At 73.4% G+C, this 14,011-nt stretch carries 15 protein-coding genes and 1 riboswitch; of the genes, 8 read left to right on the forward strand and 7 right to left on the reverse strand.

The features are described 5' to 3' along the window. The first annotated feature begins 176 nt into the window (after positions 1–176). The 3 genes from ACFVDM_RS10120 to ACFVDM_RS10130 all read left to right on the forward strand — a co-directional run bounded on the left by ACFVDM_RS10120 (position 177) and on the right by ACFVDM_RS10130 (position 3,290). Complete coding sequence (locus tag ACFVDM_RS10120) at positions 177–1,433, forward strand: extracellular solute-binding protein (RefSeq protein ID WP_383635654.1); 1,257 nt, start codon at positions 177–179, stop codon at positions 1,431–1,433. 190 nt (positions 1,434–1,623) lie between these two features. After that, positions 1,624–2,442, forward strand: a complete 819-nt coding sequence (locus ACFVDM_RS10125) for a GNAT family N-acetyltransferase (protein ID WP_383635657.1) — start codon at positions 1,624–1,626, stop codon at positions 2,440–2,442. Continuing rightward, a complete protein-coding gene (locus ACFVDM_RS10130; protein WP_383635660.1) occupies positions 2,439–3,290 on the forward strand; it encodes a lysophospholipid acyltransferase family protein in 852 nt (283 codons plus the stop codon). Before ACFVDM_RS10125 ends, ACFVDM_RS10130 begins: the two co-directional genes overlap by 4 nt. On the opposite strand, the gene egtD is transcribed toward ACFVDM_RS10130, so the two are convergent. The 4 genes from egtD to egtA are packed head-to-tail and all read right to left on the reverse strand — an operon-like array spanning position 3,233 to position 7,609. Further along, positions 3,233–4,195, reverse strand: a complete 963-nt coding sequence (egtD, locus tag ACFVDM_RS10135) for an L-histidine N(alpha)-methyltransferase (RefSeq protein ID WP_383635663.1) — start codon at positions 4,193–4,195, stop codon at positions 3,233–3,235. The genes ACFVDM_RS10130 and egtD overlap by 58 nt on opposite strands. Next, positions 4,192–4,947, reverse strand: a complete 756-nt coding sequence (gene egtC, locus ACFVDM_RS10140; protein ID WP_383635666.1) for an ergothioneine biosynthesis protein EgtC — start codon at positions 4,945–4,947, stop codon at positions 4,192–4,194. The genes egtD and egtC overlap by 4 nt, the downstream gene beginning before the upstream one ends. Beyond that, positions 4,947–6,296: an ergothioneine biosynthesis protein EgtB gene (gene egtB / locus ACFVDM_RS10145; protein WP_383635669.1), complete on the reverse strand. Its 1,350-nt coding sequence runs from the start codon at positions 6,294–6,296 to the stop codon at positions 4,947–4,949. Before egtB ends, egtC begins: the two co-directional genes overlap by 1 nt. Further along, positions 6,293–7,609: an ergothioneine biosynthesis glutamate--cysteine ligase EgtA gene (gene egtA, locus ACFVDM_RS10150; RefSeq protein ID WP_383635672.1), complete on the reverse strand. Its 1,317-nt coding sequence runs from the start codon at positions 7,607–7,609 to the stop codon at positions 6,293–6,295. The genes egtB and egtA overlap by 4 nt, the downstream gene beginning before the upstream one ends. A gap of 147 nt (positions 7,610–7,756) precedes the next feature. Here egtA and ACFVDM_RS10155 point away from each other — a divergent pair, with 147 nt between their 5' ends. Further along, complete coding sequence (locus ACFVDM_RS10155; RefSeq protein WP_383635675.1) at positions 7,757–8,599, forward strand: TIGR02452 family protein; 843 nt, start codon at positions 7,757–7,759, stop codon at positions 8,597–8,599. A 132-nt stretch (positions 8,600–8,731) separates the two neighbouring features. Here ACFVDM_RS10155 and ACFVDM_RS10160 read toward each other — a convergent pair whose 3' ends face one another. Beyond that, positions 8,732–9,199, reverse strand: coding sequence for a type II toxin-antitoxin system PemK/MazF family toxin (locus ACFVDM_RS10160; RefSeq protein WP_383635678.1), 468 nt, complete (start codon positions 9,197–9,199; stop codon positions 8,732–8,734). A 121-nt stretch (positions 9,200–9,320) separates the two neighbouring features. Here ACFVDM_RS10160 and ACFVDM_RS10165 point away from each other — a divergent pair, with 121 nt between their 5' ends. Together ACFVDM_RS10165 and ACFVDM_RS10170 are read left to right on the forward strand one after the other, a co-directional pair. Further along, positions 9,321–10,343, forward strand: a complete 1,023-nt coding sequence (locus ACFVDM_RS10165) for a LacI family DNA-binding transcriptional regulator (RefSeq protein ID WP_383635680.1) — start codon at positions 9,321–9,323, stop codon at positions 10,341–10,343. Positions 10,344–10,401: 58 nt separating this feature from the next. Continuing rightward, a complete protein-coding gene (locus tag ACFVDM_RS10170) occupies positions 10,402–10,941 on the forward strand; it encodes a hypothetical protein (RefSeq protein ID WP_383635683.1) in 540 nt (179 codons plus the stop codon). A 36-nt stretch (positions 10,942–10,977) separates the two neighbouring features. On the opposite strand, the gene trxA is transcribed toward ACFVDM_RS10170, so the two are convergent. Next, on the reverse strand, positions 10,978–11,349 hold the full coding sequence (trxA, locus tag ACFVDM_RS10175; RefSeq protein WP_383635686.1) for a thioredoxin: 372 nt from the start codon (positions 11,347–11,349) through the stop codon (positions 10,978–10,980). Between the two features lie 116 nt (positions 11,350–11,465). Here trxA and ACFVDM_RS10180 point away from each other — a divergent pair, with 116 nt between their 5' ends. Further along, a complete protein-coding gene (locus ACFVDM_RS10180) occupies positions 11,466–12,917 on the forward strand; it encodes a dihydrolipoyl dehydrogenase family protein (RefSeq protein WP_383635689.1) in 1,452 nt (483 codons plus the stop codon). 10 nt (positions 12,918–12,927) lie between these two features. Here ACFVDM_RS10180 and ACFVDM_RS10185 read toward each other — a convergent pair whose 3' ends face one another. After that, a complete protein-coding gene (locus ACFVDM_RS10185; protein ID WP_383635692.1) occupies positions 12,928–13,497 on the reverse strand; it encodes a histidine phosphatase family protein in 570 nt (189 codons plus the stop codon). 139 nt (positions 13,498–13,636) lie between these two features. Then, a riboswitch (adenosylcobalamin (AdoCbl) riboswitch) is annotated at positions 13,637–13,730 on the forward strand. 45 nt (positions 13,731–13,775) lie between these two features. Here ACFVDM_RS10185 and ACFVDM_RS10190 point away from each other — a divergent pair. Next, a complete protein-coding gene (locus ACFVDM_RS10190; RefSeq protein ID WP_383635695.1) occupies positions 13,776–13,991 on the forward strand; it encodes a CbtB-domain containing protein in 216 nt (71 codons plus the stop codon). Positions 13,992–14,011: the final 20 nt, after the last annotated feature.

Here is a 14,011-nt window from a genome sequence, read left to right on the forward strand (position 1 = left end):
GGTGCCCCACCACGGCAAGGTTCGCGAGTGATCGACTGCCGACGCGCCGTCCCCGAGCGCCTTGACCAAAGGATTTGGTACATACCAAAATCCAGCCACGCCCGTGCGAGCGCAGCCCGCAGTCCCCCACACCGGGTCCTCACATATTGTCGAGCCGTTCCGCAGAAGGTGACCCCGTGAAAAACCGTGTGCTCGTCGGATCCCTTGCCCTGGTTTCCTCCCTCGCCCTGGGCGGGTGCGGTTTGATTCCCGGTTCGGGTGGTTCGGGCAGCAAGAAGGTCACGATCTGGCTGATGAAGGACAGCGCGACCAGCGACTTCCTGGACCGGTTCAAGAAGTCCTACGAGGAGGAGCACTCCTCGATCGAACTGGAGTTCAAGATCCAGGAGTGGGGCGGAATCGGACCCAAGGTTCTCGAAGCGCTGTCGGGCAAGGACACCCCCGACGTCATCGAGGTCGGCAACACCCAGGTCGCCACCTACGCCCAGACCGGAAACCTGCGCGATCTCACCCTGGAGTCCATGCGTGACCTGGGCAGCGAGGACTGGATCCCCGGTCTCGCCGAGCCCGGCAGGATCGGCGGCGTCCAGTACGGAATACCCTGGTACGCGGCCAACCGCGTGGTGATCTACAACAAGGACCTCTTCGAGGAGGCGGGCATCAAGGCCCCGCCGAAGACCAGGGACGAGTGGATCGAGGACAGCGAGAAGCTGAACCGCGACGGCAATCAGGGCATGTATCTGCCCGGCCAGAACTGGTACGTGCTCTCCGGATTCATCTGGGACGAGGGCGGCGAACTCGCCAGTGACAAGGAAGGCGACTGGCAGGGCAAGCTCGACACCCCCGCGGCGCTGCGCGGCATGGACTTCTATTCCCGGCTCCAGGCCATGGGCGACGGCCCCAAGGACGCCGACGAGGAAAAGCCCCCGCAGACCGATGTGTTCGCCAAGGGGAATGTCGCACAGATCATCTCCACCCCCAGTTCCGTCCCGCTGATCGAGAAGGCCAACCCCGAACTCAAGGGAAAGCTGGGCTTCTTCCCCATCCCGGGCAAGACCGCCAAGGCACCCGGCTCCGTCTTCACCGGCGGCTCCGACCTGATCGTCCCGCAGAAGGCCGACCAGCGCAGCGCCGGCTTCGAGGTCATCAGGGCCCTCGCCGGGGAGAAGTGGCAGACCGACCTCGCCAAGACCATGAACTACGTGCCCAACAAGCACTCGCTCGCCAACGTCGTCGAGGGCGACGAGAGCACCGCGGCCATGGCCGAGGGAGCCAGGCGCGGCCACGCCACCCCCAACTCGCCGCAGTGGGTGTCCGTCGAGTCCGACAACCCGATCAAGCCGTACATGACGGCCGTCCTCCAGGGCGAGGACCCGAGGACCGCGGCGAAGCGGGCCTCCGAGAAGATCACCGCCCTGCTCGCCGGCAGCTGACACACCGCGGAACGGCCCCGCCGCACCCCGGCGGGGCCGCACCGCACCACGGGATTCAGCCGTCGCACATCCGGACGCTCCATGGCGGACACGTCGAATCCAGCCGGTCACGGAAGAAGTAAGGAGCCGGGCCCCGCACACCCGCGGGCGCCCGGCAGCCGCCCTTGCCGACCCGTCCCCGGAGTCCGTCATGCATGTGCTGCCCTCCGACCCGCCCACCGCCACCCCCTCCCTCCCGGCCCAGCGGCACACCCGGACCACCGCACCGGAACCGCCCCGCTACCGGGTCTGCCTCGCCACCGACCAGGCCGGAATCCGCGCCGCCCAGCGCCTGCGCCACCAGGTCTTCTCCGCCGAGTTCGGCGCCCGGCTCGACGGCCCCGAACCCGGACTGGACACCGACGCCTTCGACGCCTACTGCGACCACCTCCTGGTCCGCGAGACGGCCACCGACGAGGTCGTCGCCACCTATCGGCTGCTGCCGCCCGAACGCGCCCGCATCGCCGGCCGCCTCTACGCCGAGACCGAATTCGACCTCACCCGCCTCGCCCCGCTCCGCGACGACCTGGTCGAGGTCGGCCGCTCCTGCGTCCACCCCGCCCACCGCGACGGCGCCGTCATCGCCCTCATCTGGGCCGGACTCGCCCGCTACATGGAGCGCACCGGACACAACTGGCTGGCCGGCTGCTGCTCGATCCCGCTCTCCGACGGCGGCGCGGCCGCCGCCGCTGCCTGGGACACCGTACGGACGGCGCACCTGGCCCCCGAGGAGTACTGGGTCTCCCCGCACCGGCTCTGGCCCACCCCCGCCGCGCTCCCCGGCACCCGCACCGGACTCGCCGGACTGCCGCCGCTGCTCCGCGGCTATCTCCGGCTCGGCGCCCGGGTCTGCGGCGCCCCCGCCCACGACCCCGACTTCCACACCGCCGACCTCTACGTCCTGCTCTCGCTGCGCGCGACCGACCCCCGCTACCTGCGCCACTTCCTCTCGCTCGCCCCGCAGCAGTGAGCGTCTGGCTGCCCGTCTCGCCCTGCACCCCGGCCGGCTGCGCCACCCGCACCGGCCCGGCCCGCCACCCGCTCGCCGCGGCGGCCCTGCTGCTCACCGGGTGCGCGGCCGTCCTGACCGGAGTGCTGGGCGCCCCGCTCGCCCTGCTCCTGGGCCCCGCCGCCCGCGCGGGGCTCGTCCGGACCTGGGCGTACGCGGTGATCCGTGCCTTCGGCGTACGGGTGCGGATCACAGGCCCGCCCCCTCGACGGCTGCCGGGCCCCGGCACCCTCGTCGTCGCCAACCATGTGTCCTGGCTCGACATCCCGCTGGTCGCCGCCGTGGCCCCCGGCCGGATGCTCGCCAAGAGCGACATCCGGCACTGGCCGCTCCTCGGACCGCTGGCCGCGTTCGGCGGCACGCTCTTCGTGGAACGCGACCGGCTGCGGGCCCTGCCCGCCGCCGTGCGCACGGTCACCGGGGCGCTCGGGCGGGGAGACCGGGTGATCGTCTTTCCCGAGGGCAGCACCTGGTGCGGGCGCGGATCCGGCGGCCGGTTCAGGCCCGCCCCGTTCCAGGCGGCGATCGACGCCCGCGCCGCCGTCCTGCCGCTGCGCATCCGCTATCTGACACCCGGGCCGGCCGGGGGCGGCCCGGTGCCCGCCGGGGCCGCCGCCTTCGTGGGGGACGACCCGCTCACCGCCTCGCTGTGGCGGGTGGCGCGGGCGGCCGGGCTGACCGCCGAGATCCACGTCCTGGCGCCGATCCCGGCGGGCAGCGTGCCCGGCCGCCGCGCGCTGGCCGCCCGCGCTCAGTCCACGGTCGCCAGCGACAGCGCGAACCGGCCCGCCGCGTCCGTCCACCACTGAGCCAGGCGCAGCCCGGCGCGGGCCAGTTCCTCCCGCACCCCGTCCTCGCGGAACTTCGCCGACACCTCCGTCCGCACCTCCTCGCCCTCCTCGAAGGGGATCACCAGATCCAGTTCCGGAATCTTCACGGTGAGCGCCCTCCGGGCCCGCAGCCGCATCTCGATCCACTCCTCGCGCGGATTCCACCGGGCCACGTGCGCGAAGTCCTCCGGCACGAAATCGGCGCCCAGCTCCCGGTCCACGACCGACAGCACGTTCCGGTTGAACGCCGCGGTCACCCCCGCCGCGTCGTCGTACGCCGCGACCAGCACCTCCTCGTCCTTCACCAGATCCGTCCCCAGCAGCAGCGCGTCGCCGGGGGAGAGCAGGGCGCGCACCGAGGTCAGGAACTCCGCCCGTTCGTCCGGGAGCAGATTGCCGATGGTGCCGCCCAGGAACACCACCAGCCGGGGCCCCGGCGTCGCGGGCAGCTCCAGACGCGCGGTGAAATCGGCGATCAGCGCGTGCACGGACAGCTCGGGCCGCTCCGCCAGCAGCGCCTTCGCCGCCCCGCGCAGCGCGCTCTCGCTCACATCGACGGGCACATAACTGTGCAGCTCCGGCAGCGCGTCCAGCAGATGCCGGGTCTTCTCGGAGGAGCCCGAACCCAGTTCGACCAGGGTGCGGGTCCCGGTGGCCGCCGCGATCTCCTCGGCGCGGTCGATCAGGATCTCCCGTTCGGCGCGCGTCGGGTAGTACTCGGGCAGCCGGGTGATCTCCTCGAACAGTTCGCTGCCCCGTGCGTCGTAGAACCACTTCGGCGGCAGCGTCTTGGGATGCCGGGTCAGACCGTGCAGCACATCGGCGCGCAGCGCCGCGTCCGTCGCGTCCTCCGGCAGGGTGCGGGTCAGCAGGAAGGGACTCACTCGGTGGGCTCCTTGAGCGGGGTCAGCAGGACTTCGGAGCGGGTCGCGGTCAGCAGCGTGCGGTCGGGGACCTCGCGCCAGCGCGGATCGTCGTCGTACGGCTCCGAGGCGACGACGGTGTGCCGGCCGGGCTCGGACAGGTGCCACAGGGTGTCTCCCCAGGCGGTCGCCACGATGGTGTGGCCGTCGGTGAGCAGCAGATTGAGCCGGGAACCGGGAGCCGCCTCGTCGACCTCTTTCACGGTGGCGGCGACGGCCCGGGGCAGGGTCTCGCCCGCCGCCAGCCGGTGGCGGACGAGCGCCCAGACCAGCGCGGAGTCGCAACGGGCGGTGAGGCTCAGCAGTTCGGCCGGGGCGAGCGCGGCGGCGGGGCCCGTCAGAGAGCCGGGCCACCCCTTCACCGCACCGTTGTGGCTGAACAGCACCCCGTCCGCGCGGAACGGCGCGGCCGCCGCCTCACCGTCCGGATCCGCCTCGGTGGCGTCCCGGACGGCGGCCAGCAGGGCGTGGCTGCGCACCACGCGCGCCAGATCGGCGAAGGTCTGGTCGCCCCAGACGGGCCCCTGCCGCCGGTAGCGGGCGGGCTCCGGATCGCCCTCCGCGTACCAGCCGACACCGAACCCGTCGGCGTTGACCGTCCCGTACCGCTGCCGGCGCGGCTCCCAGGACTGGCGCACCAGCGAGTGCGACGGCTCGGTCAGCAGCACGCCGAGCGTCACCGGCGGTCCCAGATAGGCGAGATGACGGCACATCACAGATCCCTGGCGGTGCGGAATCCGGAGAAGATCTGCCGCCGCACGGGCAGGTCCCAGTTGCGGAACGTGCCCCGGCAGGCCACCGGGTCGACCGCGAAGGATCCGCCCCGCAGCACCTTGTGCTCCGGGCCGAAGAACACCTCCGAGTACTCGCGGTACGGGAACGCCGCGAACCCCGGATACGGCAGGAAGTCGCTGGACGTCCACTCCCACACGTCGCCGATGAGCTGACCCGCGCCCGACGGCGCCCGCCCCGCCGCGTACGCGCCCGCGGGCGCCGGACGCAGATGGCGCTGCCCGAGATTGGCGTGCTCGGGCGTCGGGTCCTCGTCGCCCCACGGATAGCGCCGGGAGCGCCCCGAGACCGGATCGTGCCGGGCGGCCTTCTCCCACTCCGCCTCGGTGGGCAGCCGGCGCCCGGCCCAGCGGGCGTAGGCATCGGCCTCGTACCAGCTCACGTGCAGCACGGGTTCGTCGGCCGGGACGGGCTCGGTGACCCCGAAGCGGCGGCGCAGCCACTGTCCGGCGTCGCGGTGCCAGAACAGCGGCGCCGAGAGCCCGTGCCCACGGACCATGGCCCACCCCTCGGGGGCCCACCAGCGCGGCTCCGTGTACCCGCCGTCCTCGATGAACGCCTGGTACGCGGCGCAGGTCACCGGCGCCGTGTCGATGTGGAATCCGGGCACCTCGCGGCGGTGCGCGGGGCGTTCGTTGTCGAGCGCCCACGGCTCGGTGGACGTCCCCATGGTGAACGGGCCGCCCGGGACCAGCACCTCGGCCGGCAGCGCCGCGGAGTCCACCGCCCGGGGCGGCTCGGGAGCGTCCAGCGCGGCAGGTCCGGACCGCAGTTGATGGGTGATCAGCATGGTCTCGTCGTGCTGCTGCTCGTGCTGCGCGATCATCCCGAAGGCGAACGCGGACTCCAGCAGCGGGCGGCCGCCCAGGGGTGCGGACCCCAGGACGTCCAGCGCGCGCCCGCGTACCTCGCGGGCGTACGCGCGCGCCTCGGCGGGCGGCAGCAGCGGCAGCGAGGGGCGGGTGGCGCGCGGATGCTCGAAGGCGTCGTACAGGCCGTCGATCTCCGGGCGCATGGCCTCACGGCCCGCCACACCGCGCAGCAGCCACAGCTCCTCCTGGTTGCCGATGTGCGCCAGGTCCCAGACCAGCGGCGACATCAACGGGGAGTGCTGGGCGGTCAGTTCGTGGTCGTCCACGCTGTCGGTCAGCAGCGTGGTGCGGGTACGGGCGGTGAGCAGCGCGTCGAGTGCGCGGGCGCGCAGCGCCTCGGGCTCCGCGTCTGTCGCCGTGCCGTGCGGTCCGGGCGCGGCACCGGGGGATTCGGTCATGACAGGGTCCCCTTCGCATGGGCGGGAGTCCGGTCCCGGCCGGTCGTCAGCAGGACGCGCAGATCGTCGGCGGGACATCGCCCGCGCGCCACATAGCGGTCGCGGAAGCCGGCCACCGCGTCCTGCACGCGCGCGGTCGCGCCCCTGCGGGGCAGGGCCTCCAGCGCGAGGTCGAAGCAGACGGCGGCCGCCGCGCGCAGCTCCGGATCGGCCAGGCCGTCCCGGGCCGCGGCGACCCAGAGCGGATTGCGCGGGGCGGACGGCGCGCCCGCCGTCTCGGCCAGGGGTTTGACGGTGCGGTACACGGTCTCGGCGGCCTCCGGGTCGTCGAACAGGGCGGCGGTCACGGCGAGCGGCACCAGCCAGCCGTCGTCGCCGGACTGGGCGTCGATCATGCGCAGTTCCAGATGCCCGCGCGGCCGTACCGGCGGGAACAGCGTGGTCATGTGGTAGTCGAGATCGGCCCGGTCCGGGCGCCGGGGGTGTCCGGACCGGATCCAGTCCCGGAAGGTCAGCCCCTCGGGAACCTCCCACGGCCCCTTCTCACCCCGGATGCACAGCACCGGGGTGTCCAGCGCGTGGGCCGCCCAGGCCTCGCGCGGCGGCAGCTGCCCGGAGGGCGCCAGGGTGCGCAGCGGGTCCAGATCGGCCCACAGCGACTGGCGCGTCGACCGCCAGGGTGTCGGCCGCCCCAGCCGGAAGGGCGAGTTGGCGAACGCCGCGACCAGGACCGCGCCCAGGAGATGAGCGAGCTGCCAGCGCCGCCCGTACCCGAGCGGTCCCGGCTCCTCCTCCCCGGCGTCCAGACAGACCTGGACCGACGCGCTGGTGCACATCATGGCGCGGCCCGACGGGCCGCACCGGTCGAAGGCGGCCTCCATGGCGTCGTACCGGGGTTCGCGCAGCGTCCGGTACGGCGGATTCCAGGGATCGACGCCGAGCCCCGCGGGGACGAGGCCCAAGGTGTCGAGGGTGTCGCGGACGGCGACGAGATCGGCGGCGGTTTCCTCGATGCACGCCATGAGGGAGGCGGCGGGGCGCGAGCTGAGTTCCAGCTGGCCACCGGGTTCGAAGGTCAGTGCCGCGTTGAGGGGAAGCGCCCGGACGGCCTCTGCGGCTGTCCGGAGTCGGTGGGGCGAAACGGGTTTCCGCGGCTGTTCACGGTCGTGGAGCAGCCATTCGAGTTCGACGCCCACGATCCTGGGCGGTCCCGTCTTGAAGCAGATGCCATGCAGTAAATCCTCCGCCTCGCCCTCGCCGAGCGGGGTGCTCTGGCCGGGCGGACCGTGGCCGCCGGGTGTGTCGGATGACATGCCGGGCCTCCTGTTCCGGTGCGTCCGTCCTACCCAAACCCCTGCCGGGGGATCGCACAAGGGTGCCCCTGTGCGACGGAAATTCGTTTGCGGCCGAGCCGCCCGGGGGCCGACGATGCCCCGTATGCACCATAAGGGGGACGGGCCGTGAGCGCCCGGCTGCGCGGCATCGCGCGCGAGACCGAGACCATCGTGGCGGAGGGCGGCTATCGCACCGCCGACGGCCGCGAGGTCAGCATCCAACGGGCCCTGACGGCGGCCCTGTCCGGAACCAGGCTCTACGGCCCGGATCCCGTTCCGGTCGCGGTCCTCGACCGCGACCGCACCCCGGCCTTCGAGGTCACCGGGGAGAGCAGCCTCGCGGCGGCCGCCCGGATGACCCGGGAAGGTCCGGGCAAGGTCGCCGTGCTGAACTACGCGTCCGCGCGCAACCCCGGAGGCGGCTATCTCAACGGGGCGCAGGCGCAGGAGGAGGCCCTCTGCCGGGGCTCGGCGCTGTACGCGACGCTGGTGAGAGCGCCCGACTACTACGCCCACCACCGCGCGGAACGCAGCGCGTTCTACACCGACCGGGTCATCCACTCGCCCGGCGTACCGGTCTTCCGCGACGACCGGGGCCGGCTCCTCGACGTCCCGTACACGGCGGGGTTCCTCACCTCGCCCGCGCCCAACGCGGGGGTGATCCGCGCGCAGACCCCGGAGAAGGCCCACCGGGTCCCGGCCGCGCTCGCCTCGCGTGCCGAACGGGTGCTGGAGGTCGCGGCGGTCCGGGGCTACCGGCGGCTGGTGCTGGGCGCCTGGGGCTGCGGGGTCTTCCGCAACGACCCGGCCGAGGTGGCGGGGGCCTTCCACGCCCTGCTCACCGGTGGCGGGCGGTTCGCGGGCCATTTCGAGCAGATCGTCTTCGGCATCCTCGACCGGAACGAGGACTCGCCGACCCGGGCCGCGTTCGCCCGCACGTTCGCGGAGCAGACGCGAGTCTCACCCTGAAGTCGAGGTCGAGGTCGAGGTCACGGCGCGGCGCGGCGGGCGCCGTTCCGCCCCGGCCCGGACGGCCCCGCTCGGCCGTTCGGGTCGGTGACCGGCGGTCACCCCGGGGCGGACGTACGGCCGTCTCGGCCGTCAGCGCCAGCCGTAGCGCTCCCGGAGCCGCCCGGCCACCAGGTCGAACCTGTCCCGGTCCAGCGCACACGCCTCACGCCGCATCCCGTCCTCGTGCACCCGCAGCACCCGGTCCAGATCGACCCAGGACGGCCGTCCCGAGCTGTCCCAGGGCCCCGCGCCCAGCGCCACCCACTCGCGGTCCCGGTCGTGCTGCTTGCTGGAGAGCTGGACCGCGAGCAGCGTGCCCGCGGCCTCGCGGGCGACGACGAGCACCGGCCGGTCCTTGCCTCGCCCGTCGTTCTCCTCGAACGGCACCCAGGTCCAGACGATCTCGCCCGGATCGGGGTCGCCGTCGCGGTCGGGGGCGTACGAGGTGCGGACCGGCCCCACGGCCTGCGGATCGGCCTCGGTGGTGGCGGAGGAGCCGGTACGGCCGGGGAAGGCGGCCGGGTCGTCGGTGCTGTCGCTGCGGTGCTGGAAGGTCATCGCCACACCGTAGGACGCGTGCCCCGGCCGGCGCGTACCGGGTCCGGCCGGTGGAACCGGGGCCCAACACCCGCCCCGGGGCGCCCGCCCGTCGCACCGGTCTGGGAGACTGCCCGACGCCATGAGTCAGTTACCCAAGCAGCCCGCCGAAGGCCCCGTTCCGACCAGCGCCGATGTGGCGCGGCTCGCCGGCGTCTCCCGGGCCACCGTGTCGTACGTCCTCAACAACAACACGGCCGTACGGATCAGTGATCCGACCCGCCGACGGGTGCGGGAGGCGGCCACCGAACTCGGCTACGTCCCGCACGCGGCCGCCCGGAGTCTGCGTGCCGGACATTCGCGCATGGTGCTCCTGCCGACGGCGCACTTCCCGTCCGCACCCCTGCACCAGCGCTTCCTGCACGGCCTCGAAGCCGGTCTGCGCCGTCTCGACTACACCGTCGTCCAGTACGGATCGCTGGGCCTGGGTCCGCAGGACGCCGCCCGGTCATGGGCCGAACTGCGGCCCGTCGCCGTCATCGCCCCCGGCTCGGTCCCGCTCACCCCGTCCGGCATCGCCCTGCTGCGACGCTCCGGCGCGAAGGCCATCCTCACCCTCGGCCCGCAGCCGGTCGCCGGAGCCCATGCGCTGATCATGGACCAGCGCGAGGTCGGCGACAGCGCGACCCGTCACCTTCTGGGACGCGGAAGGCGCCGGATCGGTGTGGTGATGCCCGAGGAACCGGAACTCGCGCTCTTCGCCGAGCCCCGGCTGGCCGGCGCCCGCCGGGCCGCCGAGGCCGACGGGGCCGCGGTCGAGGTCCTCCCCCTGCGCTACACGGAGGAATCGGCCGCCGAACTCGCCGCCCGCTGGCCCGTACTCGGCCTGGACGGCGTCTTCGCGTACGACGACACCTACGCGATGCTCCTGATGCGCGCCCTGCAGGACGCCGGAGTCTCCGTACCCGGAGACACCGCCCTCGTCGGTGCGGACGACTCCGTGCTGGGGCGGCTGCTGAGGCCGCGGCTGAGCAGCGTACGGATGGAACTGGCCACCGTGGAGCCGCTGGCCGACCTCGTCGACCGCCTCGTACGCCACCCCGGCACCGAGCCCGAACGGCACGATCTGCTGAGGGCCCGGACCGTCCCCCGGGAATCCAGCTGACCGGACCGCCCGACGGCGCGACGTGCGGGGTGGACCACTCGTGCTTAGCGTCGTGACCATGAGCCATCCGCAGAGTTACGAGATCCTGATCGTCCCCGCCTTCACCGACGGCAGGCCCGTGGTGGAGCAGGAGACCGGCACGGACGCACCCGAGGGCGGCGGTGGCGGCGGGACCGCGGCGGAGGATTCCGGAACGAAGGGGCCCGGCGGCGGGACCGCGGCGGAGGATTCCGGAGCGAAGGCGTCCGGCAGCGCCGCAGAGGCCACCGCCCGCCCGGAGGGCTCCGACAGCTCCGCCCGTGCGACGACGCACGGCGGGTCCGGCACCGGTTCCGCCGGTGGTTCCGGCACGCCCACGGGCGCCACCCGCGTGTCCGGAGGGGACACGGGCAATCTGGGCCCCGGTCCCGCCATCCGCTCGGCGGTCGTCGCCGCCACGGGCGAGATCGGCGAGTCGGGCTATCCGCGCTACGCGGGCGACGGAATGGTCGCGGACATCGACCCCGCGACGCACACCGTCGAGGCCCTGCTGGTCGACGGCGCCGAACTCGACTACGGACTCTCGGTCCGCCTCTCCGAGCGGAGCGTCGGGGGCTGAACCGCCCCGCGCAGGGCCACTACGGCGGTGTGGGGCCTACTTCTGGCCCTTCTGCTGCTCCTCGACGGACTTGCGGACCTCGTCCATGTCCAGCTTCCGGGCCTGGCCGATCACGTCCTCCAGGGCCGCCTCCGGCAGCGCGCCGGGCTGGGCGAACACGGCCACGTTGTCACGGACGATCATCAGCGTCGGAATGGACCGGATCTCGAACGCCGCCGCCAGCTCCTGCTGCGCCTCGGTGTCGACCTTCGCGAACACGAGGTCCTGGTGACGCTCGGACGCCGCGTCGTAGACCGGCGCGAACTGCCGGCACGGGCCGCACCAGGAAGCCCAGAAGTCGATCAGGACGAATTCGTTGTCACTGACCACCTGATCGAAGTTTTCCTTGGTGAGCTCAACCGTGCTCATGCTCTGCTCCCTCTTTTCCGTGTCCGTATCGACGTGTCCGGCACAACGGTGTCCGTGCGTCCGGTATTCCGCCTGCCCATGTGGCCGCCCCGCACACCCATGGCCAGAATGGGCCCATGACATCTGCCTCTGCTGTGGAGCCCCTCGCGTACGACGTCGTGGTCATCGGGGCGGGCCCGGTCGGTGAGAACGTGGCGGACCGGGCCCGCGCCGCCGGACTGAGCACCGCCGTCGTGGAGTCCGAGCTGGTCGGCGGTGAGTGCTCCTACTGGGCCTGCATGCCCAGCAAGGCCCTGCTGCGCCCCGTCGTGGCCCGTGCCGACGCCCGCCGCGTCCCCGGCCTCGCAGAAGCGGTGCGGGGCCCGCTGGACACCGCGGCGGTGCTCGCCCACCGGGACGCCTACGCCTCGCACTGGAAGGACGACGGACAGGTCGCCTGGCTGGAGGGGATCGGGGCGGTCGTCCACCGCGGACACGGCCGTCTGACCGGCCCCAGGGCGGTCACCGTCACGGCCCCCGACGGCACGGAGCACCCGCTCACCGCCCGGCACGCCGTGGCCCTCTGCACGGGCAGCCGGGCTGTCGTCCCCGGCCTGCCCGGCATCGACACGGTCCGCCCCTGGACCAGCCGGGAGGCCACGAGCGCCAAGGCGGTGCCGGACCGCCTGGTCGTCGTCGGCGGGGGAGTGGTGGGCGTCGAGATGGCCACGGTCTGGGGCGCCCTCGGATCCCAGGTCACCCTGCTCGTACGCGGCCGGGGGCTGCTGCCCCGGATGGAGCCCTTCGCCGGAGAGCTGGTCGCCGAGGCGCTGAGGGAGGCGGGCGCCGACCTCCGTACGGGTGTCTCCGCCACCTCCGTACGGCGGGCCGCCCCCGACGGACCCGTTGTCGTCACGCTCGACGACGGGGAGACCGTCGAGGCCGACGAGATCCTCTTCGCCACCGGCCGCGCCCCGCGCACCGACGACCTGGGCCTCGAAACGATCGGCCTGGAGCCCGGCTCCTGGCTCACCGTCGACGACAGCTGCCGCGTCGAGGGCACGCCCTGGCTCTACGCGGTCGGCGACGTCAACCACCGCGCCCTGCTGACGCACCAGGGCAAGTACCAGGCCAGGATCGCGGGCGCCGCCATCGCCGCCGGGGCGCGCCGGGAGGGCGCGGGCCCCGACGCGTCCCCCTGGGGCCCGTACACGGCAACGGCGGACCACGCGGCCGTGCCCCAGGTCGTCTTCACCGACCCCGAGGCGGCCTCCGTCGGCCTCACGCTGGCCGAGGCGGAACGGGCCGGCCACCGCGTCCGCGCCGTCGACTACGACCTGGCGGACGTCGCCGGAGCCGGGCTGTACGCGGACGGCTACCGCGGCCGGGCCCGCATGGTCGTCGACCTCGACCGGGAGATCCTGCGCGGGGTCACGTTCGTGGGCCCCGGCATCGGCGAGCTGCTGCACTCGGCCACGGTCGCCGTGGCCGGGGAGGTTCCCATCGACCGGCTGTGGCACGCGGTGCCCGCGTACCCGACGATCAGTGAGATCTGGCTGCGGCTGCTGGAGACGTACCGGGACAGCTGAGCGGCGGTGTCTACCGGGGTGCGAGGGGCCGCCCGCAGCGCAGGTTCCACCGCCCCGGCCGGCCACCGAGTTCGGTCAGGGTGAGCGGCGGGACATCGAGCCGCCAGAACGCGGCCACCGGTAGGCCGAGCGCGTGGACGGCCGCGGCCCGTACCACGGCGGGTTCCGCGACCGCCAGCATCCGGTCCCGGGCGGCCGCCCCGTCGGCGGCCAGGGCGTCGAGCCAGGCCCCGGCCCGCGCGCACAGGGCGAGCAGCGACTCACCGCCGTGCGGAGCGGCTCCGGGGTCCGCGAGCCAGTCGGCCACGGCGTCGGGCTCGCGCGCGGCCACCGTGTCCAGCCGCTCCCCGGCCCAGCCGCCCAACTCCCAGTCCCGGAGAGCTGGTTCGACGACGCAGTCGATGCCGAGGGCGTCGGCGGTCGCGGCGCAGCGCCGGGAGGGACCGGCCACGTACCGGTCGGCGTCCGGAACCTGCGCGGCGGCCGCCCGCGCCTGCCGGACCCCGGCCGCGTCGAGCGGCCCGTCCCCGGCGAAACGCGCCTCGCGCAGCCCCTGGTTCATCGCCGGTGAGATCAACATCACCCGTACCGTCTCCACCGCTCTCCTCTCCCTGAACAAGGGTCACTCGCCCGTGCCCACCTTGGCATCCGGCCTCCCCGGCACCCCCTTCGGGCACCGTGGCGGTGCCCGCGCACAGGCTGTATCGTCGCGACGACATGACGAGGGTGTGATGGAAGTCCGGTGGGAATCCGGCACGGTCGCGCCACTGTGTACCCGCACGCGTGCGGGAAGTCAGACCCGGCACCTTCGTCTCAGGCACCACGATCGGGACGCGTGTTCCCCCAGGAGGTTCTGCCATGGCACACTCTGCTGCCCCCACCACCGGCGCACCCGCCATCACCCCCATCTCGCTGAAGGCCCTGGCCCCTTGGGCCGCCTTCTTCGGCATCCTCATGCTGGTCCTGCTCTACTTCGTCGGAGCCGAGCAGGGCGCCACCGCGCTCATCTCCGGCGAGGGCGTGCACGAGTGGGTCCACGACGGACGCCACCTCCTCGGTTTCCCCTGCCACTGATCCGGCCGCACCGTCCAGGG

This window comes from Streptomyces sp. NPDC057682, assembly GCF_042799575.1.
In the GTDB taxonomy this organism is placed as follows: Bacteria; Actinomycetota; Actinomycetes; order Streptomycetales; family Streptomycetaceae; genus Streptomyces.